Source organism: Cupriavidus lacunae (genome assembly GCF_003353055.1).
In the GTDB taxonomy this organism is placed as follows: domain Bacteria; phylum Pseudomonadota; class Gammaproteobacteria; order Burkholderiales; family Burkholderiaceae; genus Cupriavidus; species Cupriavidus lacunae.
The window spans coordinates 32,333-48,031 of the sequence record NZ_QKWJ01000011.1; the positions used below are offsets into that span (position 1 = coordinate 32,333).

Genomic DNA, 15,699 nt, shown 5'->3' on the forward strand with positions numbered 1-15,699 from the left:
AACAACGCCAATGGATCGTTCGCCAGTTGCAAGGTGTACGGAAATTTGCCGGGTCATGCCTCGTCACCCGCCGTATTTGGGGTACTTGAGAATTCGGCAAAAATCGCACGCTACGCCGCCTCATTCCCTGGCACGCGTGGTGCCGCGAGCAGACGGCGGCGTCGGCGAGCATTTGCCCAACGCGCGCATCACCTTCGACAAGTTCCATGTCGTGGCTCACGCTTCGGCAGCGGTGGACAAGACCCGGCGTATCGAACAGAAGACCGATCCAAGCCTCAAAGGGCTGCGCTGGACGCTGCTCAAGGATCGCGACGGCTTGCCAGCCGCACAGCGTGCCGATCTCGATGCGTTGATCGCCAACGTCACGACCAAACGCACGGCACGTGCCTGGCTGTATCGCGAGCAGTTGCGCGACATCCTTGAGCGCAAGCAGATCAACGTTGTTTCCGCAATGCTCGAGCAGTGGTGCACAAACGTCATGCGATCCAAGGTCGAGCCAATGAAGGAGGTCGCGCGCATGATCCGCAAGCATTTCGACGGCATCGTTGCATGGACCCAGACGCGCCAAACCAATGGCTTCCTGGAGGCGCTCAACGGCCTGTTCCAAGCCGCCAAGCGCAAGGCCCGCGGTTATGTGAGCTTCAAAACCATCCTGATCGCCGGAAAGCTCGACTTCTCCGAGATCAACCCGCATGCCGCATAACCCACTCAATTTTCAAAAGAGCCCCTAAACTGTTAGGTAGTCTAGGTGCGTGCAGGGGGCACAACTCTGCACACATCTCGCGCGTGAGGTGCAGCATGCTTACCAATTGCCAGGTGTTTTCTGACGCCACTGAGTTTTGCGTGCGCGGTGTGACGCTCTCCAAGAGGGATGATCCGGAGACATTGCGCGAAAAATTCGCTCGCGTCATTGTCGACGATATGTATCAGTTCGTCGGATTGCTCGATGTCAACGGCATGATTCTTGAGATCAATCGGGCAGCCGTCGAGGGTTTCGGCATTCAAATGGATCAGGTCAGAGGAACGCCATTCTGGGATGCTGATTGGTTTGGTGTCTCGCAGGAGACCAGAACCGCGGTACGTGAGCTTATCCGGCGTGCCGGACAAGGTGAATTCGTCCGTTGTGACTTCAAAGTCTACTCGCGGTTGGCGCCCGAAGAGACGATCAGTGTCGATTTCTCGCTCCTGCCCATTCGAAATCACAAAGGCGAAATCGTTTTCCTCCTCCCTGAGGGACGAAACATTACCGAGAAGAAGCGAGCCGAGGCGGAAATCGCCAGGAAGAATCAGGAATTGCGGGCGAGCCACGAGTTAATCCTCCAACAACGCGACGAACTGCAAATCCTATACGAGAAGATCGTCGCGGAGCAAAGACTCTCGGAACGACTCTTGCTCAGTCTATTGCCCTATCCAATTGCCGAGCGGCTGAAGGCGCGACCCGATTTTGTTCCAGGTGAGATTCCGGAGATTATTGCTGATAGTCTGCCAGAGGTAACCGTGTTGTTCGCAGATATTGTTGCCTTTACGCAATTTTCCTCGGGGATGAGTCCGGAGCGGCTGGTCGGCATCCTCAACGAAATCTTTACTGATTTCGACGTCATTGCAGATCAGTACCGTCTCGAAAAGATCAAAACTATTGGTGATGCCTACATGGCGGCTGCGGGCTTGCCTGAGCCCGCATCAGACCACGCAGTTCGTGCGGCATGTATGGCCATAGATATGATGGACGCACTGCATCGCTTCAATCAACGACGAGGCTACGACCTGCAGATGCGCATCGGCATCAATAGCGGCGCCGTCGTTGCGGGCGTAGTTGGCAAGCACAAGTTTATCTATGACTTGTGGGGCGATGCGGTGAATACCGCAAGCCGAATGGAATCGCACGGCGTTGCCGGACGAATACAGGTCACGGATACGACGCGTCGTCTGCTAGGTGATGCCTTCGCGTTTGAAGAACGGGGCAGGATCGTGGCGAAGGGGATGGGAGAATTGCACACATGGTTCCTGTGTGGGCCAAGTCCGCGTCGGTCGTCACATTGGGGAGACCAGGTGATGCCGGCGCTTCCGAATGCGGAGTTCCATGGCTTGGGGTTTCCGAGCCTGGACCGATGCGGAAAACGGTAGGTCTACACGCTGAGCGGCCGCGTTGGCCGATGAAGGAGTGTTGGTCTTTACCGATGACCGGTTACGAGGCTGAGCCGACGCCTGAACATCCGTCAGACGGCCATGTGAACGGCGGCTTGTGGCCGGGAAGGGACATAGGCTGGTGTTTCCCCGGCGGCTGGCGACCCTTCTCCCCCATTGGGTATCGAGTCCGCCGGGATATCCCAGTCGCTGGTCATATTATTTCATGAACGTGAAATTATACGCCGCAAGCTGATGAACGGCTGATATTCCAAGGACCGACCCTCATGAAGCTCTTTGTATGGTTGTAGGTTTAGCTTGGCGATTAATTGCATTTTAATCTCGCCACGTGGGCGGGCAGTGGTTTGTGGAAATATTGTATGATGCTTGTCATGCGAAACATCCCACTCAACAGCAGAACGGCGGCCAAAGAAGCCTCGCACGAACGCATTGTGTCCGCGGCGGCGCGGGCGATCCGTCGTAGCGGCTACGACGGCACTGGCGTGGCGGACATCATGCGGGAGGCGGGCCTGACTCACGGCGCCTTCTATGCGCATTTCACGTCACGCGAAGCCATGCTGGCAGAGGCTGCGGATCGGGCGTGTGCCGAGTCCGCCGCGGCAGCAGCGAACGCCGTTGCCAGCGCACCCCACGGGAGGGCCTTGGAATGCATGCTTCGCACCTATCTGTCCCGGGAGCACGTAGAGCATGCGGAGATGGGATGTCCCCTCGCTGCCCTGGGATCCGAAACGCCGCGTCAGGCTCCCGAAGTGCGCCGGGTGGCCACCCGGCACCTCAAGGAAATGATCGATCTTGTCGCCCGCCAGTCCCCTGATTGGGGGCAACCCGATGCCCACGAACAAGCACTCGTGACCATCGCCACCATGGTTGGCACTCTGCTGCTGGCTCGGACAGTCGACGAGCCAGCGCTGTCGGACCGCCTGCGTGAAGCAGCGCTAAAGCAACTCCTCCCCGTCGATTCCTGACCCCCGGTGATGGTGGCGACGCGCGCTCGCTCGCCTTTACATATGATGCGCATAATACGAGATGAAAACAACGACTCTCCTTTTTTGGCACCACGTTGAAGCGCTGTGCGTAGTGCATACCCGCGAGTTCTCGAATCCCACACGCTGACGCCAGGGCGCACCGTCGTCGACGTCAACGCGTGAGCCCCCTCCCCCAAGTCCCATCTCATTCACACCATGAACCTCAACTTCAGCAATTTCCCGACCCTATCCGCACGTGTCTTCGAATGCTTTACCTTGGCCGCAGCGCTCACGGCGCTGCCAGTCTGGGCCGGCGAGGCATCGCCCGCTGGCCTGTGGAAGAACGTTGACGACGTCAGCGGCAAGCCGCGAGCACTGATCCGCATCACCGAATCGAACGGAGTTCTGCAGGGCAAGATCGAGAAGGTGTTTCGAGGTCCGACCGAAGACCCGAATCCGAAGTGCGACAAGTGCGAAGGCGCGAACAAGAACGCGCCGGTCATTGGGTTGGTGATTCTGAGTGGCCTGACGAAGGACGGAGAGGAGTATGTCGACGGCCAGATTCTCGATCCGGACAACGGCAAGGTCTATCGCAGCAGAGTCCATCTGATCGACGACGGCAAGAAGCTCAGCGTGCGCGGCTATATCGGCGTGCCCATGCTGGGCCGTTCGCAAACCTGGTTGCGCCAGGAATAAGGAATAACCATGAAGGCTTTTGTTCTCGATCGATACGGAAAGAAGCGTGCGTTGCGGTCGGCAGACATGCCAAGCCCGGAATTACGCGATGGCGAGGTCTTGGTCCAAGTCCACGCCGCCGGCGTGAACCAGCTGGACTCCAGGATCAGGGATGGCGAATTCAAGCTCATACTGCCCTATCGCCTGCCGCTGATCCTGGGCCATGACGTGGCCGGCACCGTGGTCAAGGTCGGACCTCGCGTGCGGCAATTCAAGCCAGGTGACGAGGTCTATGCCCGGCCAGATGACTTCCGCATCGGCACCTTCGCCGAATACATCGCGATCAAGGAAGAATCCCTGGCGATCAAGCCTAAGGCGCTCAGCATGGAAGAAGCTGCCTCCATCCCTCTGGTCGGCCTGACGGCATGGCAAGCGCTGATTGAAATAGCGAAACTGAAGAAGGGGCAGAAGGTCTTCATCCAGGCGGGGTCCGGCGGCGTCGGAACATTTGCCATTCAGTTGGCCAGGCATGTTGGGGCCACCGTAGCCACCACGACGAGCAGTGCCAATATTGACTTGGTAAAGAGCCTCGGGGCAGACATCGCCATCGACTACAAGAAAGATGATTTCGAGAGGCTGCTGCAGAACTACGATGTGGTCCTGCACAGTCAGGATGCCGCCGCGCTGAAGAAATCGCTGCGCGTGCTGAAGCCCGGCGGAACACTTATCTCCATTTCCGGCCCTCCTGATCCCGCCTTCGCAAAAGGCATTGGAGCTCCGTGGTTCGTGAATCTCATCGTCCGCCTGCTGAGTTCCCGTGTGCGAAAAAGGGCCGCCCGTCGTGACCTTAGATATTCCTTCCTCTTCATGCGAGCCAGCGGGCCCCAGTTGCGCGAGATCACCTCGCTCATGGACGCCGGAGCCATACGCCCGGTAGTGGATCGGGTCTTTCCGTTCGAATCGACCAACGAAGCCATGGCCTATGTCGAAAAGGGACGCGCCAAGGGCAAGGTCGTCGTCAAGATGAGATAAGTCCTGTCCGCGATCGCGAAATGCCGGCATGCTTGGCATTGCCACTAAGCCACGTGGCGAACGGCGCCAGGCGGTGGGCTAACGCCCTTTTTTGTCCCGAGGTTCGCCGCGCCGGTCTATGCCTGCACTGCCAATCAGCCGGCTGCGGCGCCGGGTTGAATACCCCCGGACTCAGCTCGCGCTCCGCGCCCTTGCCTTTCTACTGCGCGGCGCAACTGATCGCGCTCCCAGCGAACTTGCCCAGCCGGCTATTGCTGCGGCGGCGGAAGACTCGGCGCTCTTGCGATCTGCATCCAGCCCGACAATCAGGTTGACGCACATCGGCACAAGGACTTCGGAGGCTGGATCGGCGAACGCCACGAAGTAGCCGCCGAGTTCGAGCATGATGAACCCGTGCAACGTGCTCCACAACTGCGCGGCGATAAGATCCGGATCGATCTTGCGAACGCAGTTGGTATCCACCAGACGTGCGCATTCCCGGAGCAGATAGGAGTAAGACGCGGTGAACGCAGCTGACCGCTCTTTGGACTCCGATGCTGGTGTGCCTCGCGATGGGCTATATCTGCCGTGAATCGACAGCCCGAACATCAGGTCGTACAGATGGGGGTTGCATCTGGCGAAGTCTCGGCATGCCAGAGCCATCGCACATAGATCGGTCATTGGATCGTCCGTGATCGCAACCCGCGCGAAGATCGCCGCCTGGCGTCCAAATCCCTCGTCGGCCACGGCCTGAAGAAGTTCCGGCACCCCACCAAAGTACGTGTAGACCCCCATCGTCGACAGCCCCGCTTCGCTTGACACCGAACGGGCTTTGACTTCGGAAGGCCCGTTCGCTGCGAGCAGGCGGATCGCTGCCTCAACGAGGCGGGTGCGTGCGTCAGGGAAAGTCCTATCCGTGGCCATCTTGCAAAGTCTCCATAACAGCGTTATGTTACCACAATAACAATGTTATTTACCTCGGCGAAGTGGGTTGGCAGTGGCAGCTCGGTTTGCCCCGCCGGCTGCTCACCGCAGTCACGCTCCCCCGCCACTTGAGAACGAAAGGAATCAGAGATGACGAAGACACCACCGATGCCCGGGCGCCTTGATGTGGAAGCCCGCGGTTCTGTACTTATCGTACGCCTGGACGGCGGCCCGCTTGGCTTGATGGGTCTAAACATGGCCAATGAGCTTGCGGCCCTCGTGAACAAGCTGGAATCCGACATGGCCGTCAAAGCGGTGGTCCTCACCGGAACTCATCCCGGGCGCTTCATCGGCCACGCCGATGTGCGTTGGCTGCAGGAGGGCGGCAAGAGCATCCCGAAGGTCGGGCGCGGCGCCGCGTCAGCGATTGCCCGCGTCGCCAAAACCGTCCGCGCGATGCCACCACTAGCGGCCGCGGCATCCGTAACGCCGCTAGAGGGCGGCATGGAACTGGACCAGCTGCACGACACCTTCCTGCGCATGAACCGCTGCGGCGTCCTCTTCATCGCGGCACTGAATGGATCCGCTCTGGGTCTGGGGAGCGAGCTCGCGCAGGCCTGCGATGTGCGCCTCATGGCGGATGGCGACTTCTTCATCGGCCAGCCCGAGGTGCTCCTCGGCATCCTTCCCGGTGGCGGCGGCACGCAGCGACTGACACGTCTGGTCGGCGCCCATCGCGCACTCATGATGATGCTCGAGGGCCGGCCTGTGCCGCCCGCGAAGGCGCTCGAGATCGGCTTGATCGACGAAGTTGTGCCTGCTAACGCATTGCTGGACCGCGCCCTTGAGATGGCCGGGTACATGGGTTCGCGTCCCCGCGACTCGATCGCTGCCATCAAACGCGCGGTTTACCTCGGAGGATCGATGACGCTCGACGAGGGCCTGCATCTGGAGCGCACTGAGTTCATCAAGATTGCCCCTTCCGCGACCGCGCAATCGCTGATGGTCGGCTACCTCGATCGCACGGCACGGGACGGCGACCTGCCGCTCTACGCGCCTGCAATCTACGACGAAGCTCTCGCTGGCGGCCGCTTCCCCCTGCAGGACAGCGGAGTCCGGAAATGAATGCCCTGACCCATTCCCCCGCCGCAGCCGGTGCCTTCACCCGGCAGGATGTTCGCTTCGACTCGGGCGAAACCTACTGTTCGGCCTGGCTCTACCTGCCTGTCGGCGTGGAGCGTCCGCCAGTCGTTGTCCTCGGCCACGGCCTGGGTGCGATTCGCGAGATGCGCCTCGATGCTTTCTCGGAGCGCTTCGCCGGCGCGGGCATCGCGACCCTGGCCTTCACCTACCGCTATTTCGGCGACAGCGGCGGCCAGCCGCGGCAGTTGATGTCCGTCAAGCGCCAGCTGGCGGACTGGGACGCTGCGCTGGCCTTCGTCAAGCGCCGCGCCGATGTCGACGGCAGCCGCCTCGCTGTCTGGGGCAGTTCGTTCGGCGGTGGTCATGCGATCACGGTGGCCAGCCGGCATCCCGAGCTGCTGGCGGCCGTCAGCCAATGTCCGTTCACGGACGGCCTGGCCTCGGCTGCCGCGCTGGGCCTGACAGGCACCCTGAAGGTCGCCCCGGTCGTCCTGCGTGACCTCGCCGCCAAGCTCGTGGGGCGGCCGCCGGTGATGGTGCCTATCGCCGCAGCGCCAGGCCAGCCGGCCCTGATGAACGCGCATGACGCGCTGCCGGGCTATCTGGCGCTGATGCCGAAGGGCGTGCGCTTTGTCAATCATGTAGCCGCGAGAGTGATTCCTGAGATCGGCACCTATCGCCCCGGGCGCTCCGCCGCCAAGGTGAAGTGCCCGATCCTGTTCTGCGTCAGCAACACCGATACGGTGACGCCACCGGGCCGGACCCTGGCACTCGCGCGCCGCGCGCCGCGGGGCGAGATCAAACGCTACGACGCCGGCCACTTCGACTTCTACATGGGCAGCGACTTCGAGCAACTGGTGTCGGACCAGACGCGCTTCCTGACCAAGCACCTGCTCGCGCCCCGATGAGCGGATCCGAGCGTTCTTTTACCTTCGACTACCTGGAGTGAACAACGATGCGACTTTCCATGCTTACGGACTCGCGCTCAGCCTCGGCGCCGGACGCGCCGTGCATCGCGGATGCCGACACCGCCTTGTCCAACCACGAGTTCCATTCTCGCGTCCTCGCTGCGGCGGGCGCCTTTGCGTCCCGGGGTGTCGGCAGGGGCGATGTCGTCGCCGTCATGCTGCCCAACCAGGTTGAGTTTGCCGTGGCGATGTTCGCCGCCTGGCGCCTGGGTGCAGCGGTGACGCCGATCAATCCTGGCCTCACCGTCAAGGAGGCAAGCCATCAGATCACCGATTCGCGTACGAAGCTGCTTGTCAACAGCAGCGGCGAATCGGTCGTCGCGGACGTCCCCGCCATGCCGGTGGCGGCATTGCAGCATGGGACGCCCCACGCGGGCACACCAGCCGACGACCCGGCCGCACTGGCGCTGCTGATCTACACCAGCGGCACGACCGGCTTGCCCAAGGGCGTGATGCTGGACCACGCCAACATCGAGGCCATGACGGACATGGGGCGAAAGGCGCTCAAGGTCACGGCCGCTGATCATTGCCTGCTGGTGCTGCCGCTGTTCCATGTCAATGGCATTGTGGTGAGCATCCTGGTGCCGTTGTCGGGTGGCGGGCGCGTCACCATCCGGCGGCGCTTCGACATCGAGACCTTCTTCGGCGACATCGAGCAACTCCGACCGACATACTTCTCCGCGGTGCCGACAATCTACGCCATGCTCAACGCCCTGCCGCCTGCTGTGCGGCCAGACACCGCGAGCCTGCGCTTTGGCGTGTGCGGCGCGGCGCCCGCGCCGGCGGAACTGCTCAAGAACTTCGAAGCGCGTTATGGCTTCCCGCTAATCGAGGGTTACGGGCTGTCAGAGGGGACCTGCGCCTCGACGTTGAATCCCGTCGACGGTCTGCGCAAGCCCGGTTCCGTTGGTCTGCCATTCCCGGGGCAACGCATCGCGATCGCCGACACGCACGGAGCGCATCTGCCCCCGGGCGCCACGGGCGAGGTACTGGTGCAAGGCGCCAACGTCATGCGCGGCTACCTGGGCAAGCCCGAGGAAACGGCGAGAACCGTTGTCGACGGCTGGCTGCACACGGGCGACATCGGTCGAATCGACGCGGACGGTTACTTGTCCATCGTCGGTCGCACAAAGGAAATGATCATTCGCGGCGGCGAGAACATCTATCCGAAGGAGATCGAGGACGTCCTCCACGACTTCCCCGACGTGCTGGAGGCGGCGGTGATCGGTGCGCCCCACGAGACGTTCGGCGAAGTCGTCATCGCCTACGTCGCGTTCCGAGCGGGGGCCACCGCCACGTCGGAAGCGTTGAACGAACACTGCGCCGGCCGCCTGACACGCTACAAGCGCCCTGCGACGATCCATATCGTTGACAGTCTGCCGAAGAATGCAATGGGCAAGATCGATAAGCCGAAGCTGCGCGAGCTGGCTAAGGGGCGGGGATGAGCGCGAATCACAGGCCGCGCGAAGGCAGGCCGGCAATCTTCGTGACAGGCGCAGCCTCGGGCATAGGCCGCGCCTGCGCCGAACTCTTCGCGCGGCGCGGCTGGTTCGTCGGCGTCTATGACGTCGACACGGACGGCGCCCAGGCGATCGCAGCCACTTTGGGGAAGGACAACGCCGTCGCTGGCGCAATCGACGTTAGCGACGCTGACGCGTGGCAGCGAGCGCTTGCCGAGTTCTGGGTGCACAGCGGCGAACGGCTTGATGTGCTCTTTAACAACGCAGGCATCCTTGCACCGGGGTCATTTGAGGCCGTGCCCCTGGCGCGGCATGAAGCGATGCTGGCAGTGAACGTGAAAGGGATCATTAACGGGTGCCACTGTGCCTTTCACTATCTGCAACGCTCCCCAGGCTCCCGCGTGATCAACATGGCCTCGGCTACGGCAATCTACGGCCAGCCGGAACTGGTGACCTATTCGGCTACGAAGTTTGCCGTGCGAGGTTTCACCGAGGGGCTCGATCTCGAGTGGAGCAAGTTCGGCATTCGCGTCAGCGACATCTGGCCGAGTTTCGTCAAGACCAGAATGGCAGCGAGCTTTGCCCAGATCGCCAGTGCCAGGGCGCTGGGCATACGTCTTGACCCCGAGGATGTCGCGGCAGCCGTGTGGGCCTGCGCGGTGGCCAAGCCACGATTTCACAAGACCCATTGGACGGTCGGCTTGCAGGCCTCTCTTTTGGCCTTCGCCACGCGTATCGCGCCGTCTGCACTCAGTCGGCAAGTTGTGCGGTATCTCGCCCGATGACCACTGAATGAGCGCCAGCAAACGACATTCCAACGTGAGCGATTCAATGATCGTGTGTTGAATCGCAGATCGTCAACTGACAAACCCTGCTCTATTCAGAATTCCTTTATCTCTCTGGGAAATTAATTTCTACCGCCCGTGGCATTTCCTACGGCGGAAATAAAACACAAAAAAGCCACACAAGGAGACAGAAATGCGATGCAAGAAATATATTTATAAAGTTTGTGCAGCGCTCGCCTTTTCGGTATGCAGCGTAGCTCATGCTGATGACCTGGAGAACGTCATAAAAATCGGCTATGCCCGGGTCAATTTAAATACTAAGTCCGGTGAGCTAACAGGACCGCCTGGCACTACCCCGCCTGGCCTTGGCTTGGGAGTCAAGGACTTGGACGTCCTCGCCATGAGCTACGAGCGGCGTCTTTCCCGCAACTGGGCGGTTCAGTTTCAGGCGGGAGTTCCCCCAACCCTTACTGCTGTTGGCGCAGGGACAGGCCAATCGGTCGGGACCGTGGCGACCGCCCGCATCTGGTTCCCGACCGTTCTGGCTCTCTACACCTTTGCCGACGTACCTGTTATCCGGCCATACATTGGTCTCGGCGTTACCTACACATTCTTCACCGATCAGAAGTCGAGTAGCGCCTATACATCCGCATTTCAAGGTACCAGTAGTTCCATTCACCTGAAAGGCTCCTGGAGCCCCTATGCAAGGGTTGGCTTCGAATATCAGCTTGACAAGCGTTGGATCATCAACCTCGAGTATTCCAGCTTTCGAATGAAAACTGTTGCGACTGTTGTTACGCAGACGCCCGGTATTGGCGCCATCTCCCGGCGCGTCGACATTAAGGGGTACCCGCAGATATTCGGCTTGACCGTTGGGTATAAATTCTGACGACATCATCTGTTTAAGCCTTCCACCATGTCGAGCGTAAATGAGTGCCGTAATCTGACGGTAAAAACTGCAATACCAACTACGATTGCTGCTGTGACCAAGATTTCATTTGACTTCGATTGGCTCGTGATTGGCTCGGGCTTCGGTGGGAGTGTCTCGGCCCTTAGACTTGCGGAAAAAGGTTACCGCGTTGCCGTCTTCGAACGCGGTAGGCGCTATCGCGACCAGGACCTTCCAGAATCGGCTTGGCAATTCGGCAAGTACCTGTGGGCACCACAGTTCGGCTTGAATGGCATCATGCGCATGTCGCTATTCCGGCATGTCTTTTTCCCAAGTCAGTCCGGCGTCGGGGGCGGCAGTACCGTCTACGGGGGGGTGTTGTACCGCGCCAAGCAAGAGTTCTTCGAGAATGTGCAGTGGCGCGGGCTTGGTCGCTGGGACCAGTTGCTACAACCGCATTACGCTACGGCCGAACGTATGCTCGGCGTCATGACGGTGCCATTCGATTCGCCGAACCAGCAATTGGCTCGAAGGCTTGCACAACATTTCGGGACAGAGCGCACTTTCACCCGGGCCCCAACTGGGGTGTTTTTTGGCGAGCCTGGCAAGACCGTCAAGGATCCCTACTTCGGCGGCGAAGGCCCCGACCGAACAGGGTGCACCCGCTGCGGCGCGTGCATGGTGGGCTGCCGAGTAGGCGCGGTAAATTCCCTGGTAAAGAATTACCTGTGGTTCGCGGAGAAGCGAGGTGTACAGATACTGGCTGAACGTGAGGTCGTTGATGTGACCCCGCTCGGTGCAGCCGACGGTAGTGAAGGCTACCGTGTGACCACCCAACGCCCCGGCGGGCCTTGGCTCAGCAGCGATCGCCAGACTCACACCGCCCGCGGCGTGGTCTTCGCAGGAGGGTCGCTCGGCACCAACGAATTGTTGGCCAACTGTAAGCACACGGGTTCGCTGCCCCTCATCAGCGACCGACTCGGCGAACTGGTGCGTACCAACAGCGAATCGGTTCTGAACGTGCGCCTGCCCGAGGACCGCAAAACCTGGAATGATGTCACGGCCAGCAGTAGTGTGCATGTCGACCAGGACACCCATATCGAGTTTCTGACTTACGGCCGTCACGCCGACTTCTTGAGTTTGCTTTGTACGATCCTGGTTGGCAAGGGCAATTGCTTGACGCGTCCGCTCAAATGGCTGGGCAACATCTTGCTGCACCCTGTGCAGTGGCTTAAGTCGATGTGGCCGGTGGGCTGGAGCCGACACATGGTGATGCTACTGGTCATGCAGCCGCTGGACAATGCGATCAGGCTGCGTGCCAGGAAACGTTGGTTCGGTCGAGGCTACCGCCTCGTGACCGAGCAGAATCGCGACAAACCGAACCCGACATACATCGAGATGGGTAATCAGGCCGCTCGGTGGCTTGCCCAGCATACCGGCGGCATTGCCCAAAGCAACGTGCTAGAGGCGCTTGGCAACATCCCGACGACAGCCCACGTACTGGGCGGTGCCGTCATCGGCGGCGATGCCGCGAGCGGGGTGATCGATCGTCATTTGCATGTTTTCGGCTACAAGAACTTGCTTGTGTGCGATGGTGCCGCGGTGCCGGCAAATCCTGGTGTGAATCCTGCGCTGACGATCACTGCGCTTGCCGAGTATGCGATGGCACAGATTCCCGCAGCCGTGCCGGCAACTTTGCCGGATTCTCTAATGACGCGCTGAGGACGTCCCCCTTCCTCCCCAAACTGCAGACCGCAGAGCGGAACGCAACGTTGGTGATCCTCCGCGGGTTACCCTAGACTTTCCTCATCGTCGTGCGATTGCACGGCATTCCAGAGAGCCATTCGGGGACAGGCCTTTGGCAGGCCCGTGCGTCACAAGTGCGCGGGCCGGCTGCAAGCGCTCGCGCATGAAATCGACCACGTGCGACGTCCAGACCGACATGGAAGTCCAGCCACAGGTATGCAAGTCCGATTTCCATCTTTGACTTGCGAGGCAAGGCCGCCTTCATATCCGGCGCATCAAGCGGCATCGGTCAACTCACCGCGCGTATGCTGGCAGAAGCAGGCGCAGCCGTTGCCCTGGCGGCTCGCCGAGCGGATCGTCTTGAAGCGGTTGTTGCCGAATTGAGGTCGGAGCGCCACAAAGCCTGCGCAGTAGGACTCGACGTCACCGACCCGTCGACCATCGAACCGGCATGGCGCGAAGCCGAGCATCAGCTCGGCCAACCGATCGACATCCTGTTCAACAACGCCGGTGTCATCTACATCGAGCGCTTTACCTCCCAGTCATACAAAGAGGTGTCCCGCACATTCGACACCAACCTGAAAGGCGCCTTCATGGTCGCCCAGGAGGCCGCATGCCATATGTCGACGCGCGATCAGGGCAGCATCATCAATATCGCCTGATCGTCGGGGCGCGCGCTGGCGACCAGATGTCGAGCTATGGCGCATCCAAGGCCGCACTCATACACCTGACGCACATCATGGCCCTTGAACTCGCGAGGAAGGGTGTGCGCGTCAACGCCTTGGCGCCGGGCAACATCCAAACTGAGATTCAGTCGGAGTTCACCCCCGTCGACGGCGGACAAGTCCTTAGCTGGGTGCAAACAGAAACTCAAACTACAACGTGGAGACAGACATGAATGCGAAATCGCGCCGCTGCTACGCGGCCATGCTCGGCACGGCATTTCTTGCCTTGACCCAGATTTCCTTTGCCGATCAATACCCTTCTCGCCCGATCAAGGTCGTGGCCCCATACGCGGCTGGCGGAGCGATCGATATCGTTGCGCGCACGCTGGCAGAGCCGGTGTGCCGCGCGCTTGGACAACCCATGGTTGTCGACAACAAGACCGGGGCGGCAGGCAATCTCTGAACACTTCACCAAGGAGCGCAAGCACTACTGCATGATGGCAAACAGGTTGGACCGGGACGAGGTGAGTCTGATTAGACTGCTGAACTTTTGATTTCGATTGTTAGCTAAGACCCCCCGTGCGGCCTCGCACCCGTTGCCAGCTCGTACAGGGCCTTGACGGTGATCGGCGCGCCGGCGGCGCCGACCGGTTGGCCTAGAGGGAGATGCCAGAACGGTTCGGGTTGACCTTCGCCGGATCGAGCCCAAGCGCTTAATGGACCTGCTTTTTGCCGGCCTGTAAGTATTCCGTCAATCCTTGAAACCACATCACCTCAACAAAGTCGCCACTGAGGACAAGATCTTCTTTTTGCAGAGCTGCCAGAAAGGCCTCTTTGCTATCCTTTGCAGACAGGATCGCAAAACCCTTGACGGCATCTCTGAAAGTCATGGTGAACTTTGGGCTCGGAGTTAGTCCTGCAATAGAGCTTACCTTTCCGTCTCTTATATTGAAATGACGGCCGATCCCGTTAAGCGTTTGCATTTGAAATACCAGCTCTTTTCCCTCTATATATTTTGCACATGCGGGGTTTTTTTTGACTGCGCTTTGCAGTAACTTTGTCAGTGCCCACAATAAGAATTTGAACTTTAGCATAATAGCTTCCTTTTTTCATTGCGCACAATTAAAATATGACCAAATCAATTCTGCGAATCTCTGTGATTTTCACTCGCCGAGAAACTGAACGGCATGCTTCAAGAAACGCTCGGGGTACTGGAATTGAGCTGCATGGCCGGCGTCGGGATAAATGAATAGCTGCGCATTCGGAATGTTTTGTGCCATGTACCAAGAATTGACTGTTGGAACCATTACATCATTGACGCCATTGAGGATGAATGTCGGCTGCTTGATTAACCGCAAATGAGCGAAAGGCTCTTTAGGGTCCAATTTTGGCAAGTAGTACATGTTTGCCTCGATCTGGGCCTGTATCACCGCTGGGGAACTGGGTGGATCTTGATCCACGCGCTGGTGTCGGCGTGTCCAGAAGTCCCGCCCGGCCTGTCGCGCGGCCTCCGACCGACCGAAAAACAGAAAGAGGAAGTCCTCCACCGTTGGAACCGGGCGCGGTGCCGCCTCCAGCACACCAGGTTCTGAATCCGGATTGCCGCCCCGGGGTCCTGTGCCGAGCAGCATGAGCTTACGGACCAGGTCAGGATGACGTCGCGTCAGATCCTGGGCCTGAAAACCACCGAGCGAGAAACCTAGAACATCAACCTTGTCAATACCAAGTGCTCGTATAACCGCGGCTGCGTCGTCGGCCATATGTTCAATTCGGGTGCGTGGCTTACCAGAAGAGGATGCAACACCGCGACCGTTAAAAAGGATCACCTCGCGCCCTGCCGCCAAGCCGTCTGTCATGAGCGGGTCCCAATGATCCATTCCGCCACGGAAGTGTTGGAGGAAGAACAATGGCGGCTGGTCAGTAATCGTAGTGTTGCCCCAGCGGCGATAGGCGAATCTATCGCCATCGACTTCCACGAAGCGCGTTGGAGCGGTGAAGTGTGTATCGGTCATGTTGGAATCCTTATGAAAATGCCAGGTATGAATATGAAAGGCCGCTATGTTCGGTGCGACATACCGAACATGAGGTCTTTGCCTAAAACGTTCTCCTCGCCCTTCCGGCCACCTGCGGCGATTGCGCGCCCGGGCCAGAGCTTTCCTCAAAGCCTATCGAGCAGGGAACTCGAGCGCCGTTTTGCTCGATGCGGTGATTTGCGGCCGCAGCCGCTTGCAACTTAGGCATGAAGTCAGCGCTTTGTGTGAGAACGCGAAATAATGTCCACGACGTACGCTGCGAAGTCGGTATAGCGACAACCAAGTGTAGA

The 15,699-nt window shown here is 59.8% G+C and carries 16 protein-coding genes and 1 pseudogene; 14 read left to right on the forward strand and 3 right to left on the reverse strand.

The window, feature by feature from the left end; all coding sequences use genetic code 11:
* Positions 1–157 precede the first annotated feature (157 nt).
* From DN412_RS11805 to DN412_RS11825, 5 genes and pseudogenes are all read left to right on the forward strand, one after another.
* Positions 158–703: pseudogene (locus DN412_RS11805) on the forward strand (transposase); the annotation flags it as partial.
* Between the two features lie 95 nt (positions 704–798).
* Positions 799–2,124 carry an adenylate/guanylate cyclase domain-containing protein gene (locus tag DN412_RS11810; protein WP_115015389.1) on the forward strand — a complete coding sequence of 442 codons (1,326 nt, stop codon included), beginning with the start codon at positions 799–801 and terminating at the stop codon, positions 2,122–2,124.
* Positions 2,125–2,504: 380 nt separating this feature from the next.
* On the forward strand, positions 2,505–3,110 hold the full coding sequence (locus DN412_RS11815; RefSeq protein ID WP_115015391.1) for a TetR/AcrR family transcriptional regulator: 606 nt from the start codon (positions 2,505–2,507) through the stop codon (positions 3,108–3,110).
* 216 nt (positions 3,111–3,326) lie between these two features.
* On the forward strand, positions 3,327–3,806 hold the full coding sequence (locus DN412_RS11820; protein ID WP_115015393.1) for a DUF2147 domain-containing protein: 480 nt from the start codon (positions 3,327–3,329) through the stop codon (positions 3,804–3,806).
* Between the two features lie 9 nt (positions 3,807–3,815).
* Complete coding sequence (locus DN412_RS11825; protein ID WP_115015395.1) at positions 3,816–4,817, forward strand: NADP-dependent oxidoreductase; 1,002 nt, start codon at positions 3,816–3,818, stop codon at positions 4,815–4,817.
* Positions 4,818–4,988: 171 nt separating this feature from the next.
* Here the strand turns inward: DN412_RS11825 and DN412_RS11830 are convergent, their stop codons facing one another.
* A complete protein-coding gene (locus DN412_RS11830) occupies positions 4,989–5,720 on the reverse strand; it encodes a TetR/AcrR family transcriptional regulator (RefSeq protein ID WP_115015398.1) in 732 nt (243 codons plus the stop codon).
* A gap of 150 nt (positions 5,721–5,870) precedes the next feature.
* Here DN412_RS11830 and DN412_RS11835 point away from each other — a divergent pair, with 150 nt between their 5' ends.
* The 9 genes from DN412_RS11835 (at position 5,871) to DN412_RS11870 (ending at position 13,839) form a co-directional block, all read left to right on the forward strand.
* Complete coding sequence (locus DN412_RS11835; protein WP_115015402.1) at positions 5,871–6,845, forward strand: enoyl-CoA hydratase/isomerase family protein; 975 nt, start codon at positions 5,871–5,873, stop codon at positions 6,843–6,845.
* The gene (locus DN412_RS11840; protein ID WP_115015406.1) at positions 6,842–7,771 is read left to right on the forward strand and encodes an alpha/beta hydrolase; all 930 of its coding nucleotides are present in this window, start codon (positions 6,842–6,844) and stop codon (positions 7,769–7,771) included. Before DN412_RS11835 ends, DN412_RS11840 begins: the two co-directional genes overlap by 4 nt.
* A 47-nt stretch (positions 7,772–7,818) precedes the next feature.
* Positions 7,819–9,276 carry a class I adenylate-forming enzyme family protein gene (locus DN412_RS11845; protein ID WP_115015409.1) on the forward strand — a complete coding sequence of 486 codons (1,458 nt, stop codon included), beginning with the start codon at positions 7,819–7,821 and terminating at the stop codon, positions 9,274–9,276.
* The gene (locus tag DN412_RS11850) at positions 9,273–10,076 is read left to right on the forward strand and encodes an SDR family oxidoreductase (protein ID WP_115015412.1); all 804 of its coding nucleotides are present in this window, start codon (positions 9,273–9,275) and stop codon (positions 10,074–10,076) included. The genes DN412_RS11845 and DN412_RS11850 overlap by 4 nt, the downstream gene beginning before the upstream one ends.
* A gap of 193 nt (positions 10,077–10,269) precedes the next feature.
* On the forward strand, positions 10,270–10,965 hold the full coding sequence (locus tag DN412_RS11855) for an OmpW/AlkL family protein (RefSeq protein ID WP_115015417.1): 696 nt from the start codon (positions 10,270–10,272) through the stop codon (positions 10,963–10,965).
* Between the two features lie 27 nt (positions 10,966–10,992).
* Positions 10,993–12,687, forward strand: a complete 1,695-nt coding sequence (locus tag DN412_RS11860; RefSeq protein ID WP_115015421.1) for an FAD-dependent oxidoreductase — start codon at positions 10,993–10,995, stop codon at positions 12,685–12,687.
* A 266-nt stretch (positions 12,688–12,953) separates the two neighbouring features.
* Positions 12,954–13,373 (forward strand): SDR family NAD(P)-dependent oxidoreductase, encoded by a 420-nt coding sequence (locus DN412_RS45465; RefSeq protein ID WP_279635177.1) that lies wholly within the window; start codon positions 12,954–12,956, stop codon positions 13,371–13,373.
* Positions 13,325–13,609, forward strand: coding sequence for an SDR family NAD(P)-dependent oxidoreductase (locus DN412_RS45470; protein WP_279635178.1), 285 nt, complete (start codon positions 13,325–13,327; stop codon positions 13,607–13,609). Before DN412_RS45465 ends, DN412_RS45470 begins: the two co-directional genes overlap by 49 nt.
* The gene (locus tag DN412_RS11870) at positions 13,606–13,839 is read left to right on the forward strand and encodes a type 2 periplasmic-binding domain-containing protein (protein WP_208647597.1); all 234 of its coding nucleotides are present in this window, start codon (positions 13,606–13,608) and stop codon (positions 13,837–13,839) included. The genes DN412_RS45470 and DN412_RS11870 overlap by 4 nt, the downstream gene beginning before the upstream one ends.
* Positions 13,840–14,089: 250 nt before the next feature.
* Here the strand turns inward: DN412_RS11870 and DN412_RS11875 are convergent, their stop codons facing one another.
* Both DN412_RS11875 and DN412_RS11880 read right to left on the reverse strand, forming a co-directional pair.
* Positions 14,090–14,470 carry a helicase gene (locus DN412_RS11875; RefSeq protein ID WP_115015424.1) on the reverse strand — a complete coding sequence of 127 codons (381 nt, stop codon included), beginning with the start codon at positions 14,468–14,470 and terminating at the stop codon, positions 14,090–14,092.
* A gap of 69 nt (positions 14,471–14,539) precedes the next feature.
* On the reverse strand, positions 14,540–15,388 hold the full coding sequence (locus DN412_RS11880; RefSeq protein WP_115015428.1) for an alpha/beta fold hydrolase: 849 nt from the start codon (positions 15,386–15,388) through the stop codon (positions 14,540–14,542).
* Positions 15,389–15,699: the final 311 nt, after the last annotated feature.

Bases quoted from the DNA above. Each gene is read 5' to 3' on its own strand.
- DN412_RS11810 (WP_115015389.1), top strand. From the start codon at position 799: ATGCTTACCAATTGCCAGGTGTTTTCTGACGCCACTGAGTTTTGCGTG.
- DN412_RS11815 (WP_115015391.1), top strand. From the start codon at position 2,505: ATGATGCTTGTCATGCGAAACATCCCACTCAACAGCAGAACGGCGGCC.
- DN412_RS11820 (WP_115015393.1), top strand. From the start codon at position 3,327: ATGAACCTCAACTTCAGCAATTTCCCGACCCTATCCGCACGTGTCTTC.
- DN412_RS11825 (WP_115015395.1), top strand. From the start codon at position 3,816: ATGAAGGCTTTTGTTCTCGATCGATACGGAAAGAAGCGTGCGTTGCGG.
- DN412_RS11830 (WP_115015398.1), bottom strand. From the start codon at position 5,720: ATGGCCACGGATAGGACTTTCCCTGACGCACGCACCCGCCTCGTTGAG.
- DN412_RS11835 (WP_115015402.1), top strand. From the start codon at position 5,871: ATGACGAAGACACCACCGATGCCCGGGCGCCTTGATGTGGAAGCCCGC.
- DN412_RS11840 (WP_115015406.1), top strand. From the start codon at position 6,842: ATGAATGCCCTGACCCATTCCCCCGCCGCAGCCGGTGCCTTCACCCGG.
- DN412_RS11845 (WP_115015409.1), top strand. From the start codon at position 7,819: ATGCGACTTTCCATGCTTACGGACTCGCGCTCAGCCTCGGCGCCGGAC.
- DN412_RS11850 (WP_115015412.1), top strand. From the start codon at position 9,273: ATGAGCGCGAATCACAGGCCGCGCGAAGGCAGGCCGGCAATCTTCGTG.
- DN412_RS11855 (WP_115015417.1), top strand. From the start codon at position 10,270: ATGCGATGCAAGAAATATATTTATAAAGTTTGTGCAGCGCTCGCCTTT.
- DN412_RS11860 (WP_115015421.1), top strand. From the start codon at position 10,993: ATGTCGAGCGTAAATGAGTGCCGTAATCTGACGGTAAAAACTGCAATA.
- DN412_RS45470 (WP_279635178.1), top strand. From the start codon at position 13,325: ATGCCATATGTCGACGCGCGATCAGGGCAGCATCATCAATATCGCCTG.
- DN412_RS11870 (WP_208647597.1), top strand. From the start codon at position 13,606: ATGAATGCGAAATCGCGCCGCTGCTACGCGGCCATGCTCGGCACGGCA.
- DN412_RS11875 (WP_115015424.1), bottom strand. From the start codon at position 14,470: ATGCTAAAGTTCAAATTCTTATTGTGGGCACTGACAAAGTTACTGCAA.
- DN412_RS11880 (WP_115015428.1), bottom strand. From the start codon at position 15,388: ATGACCGATACACACTTCACCGCTCCAACGCGCTTCGTGGAAGTCGAT.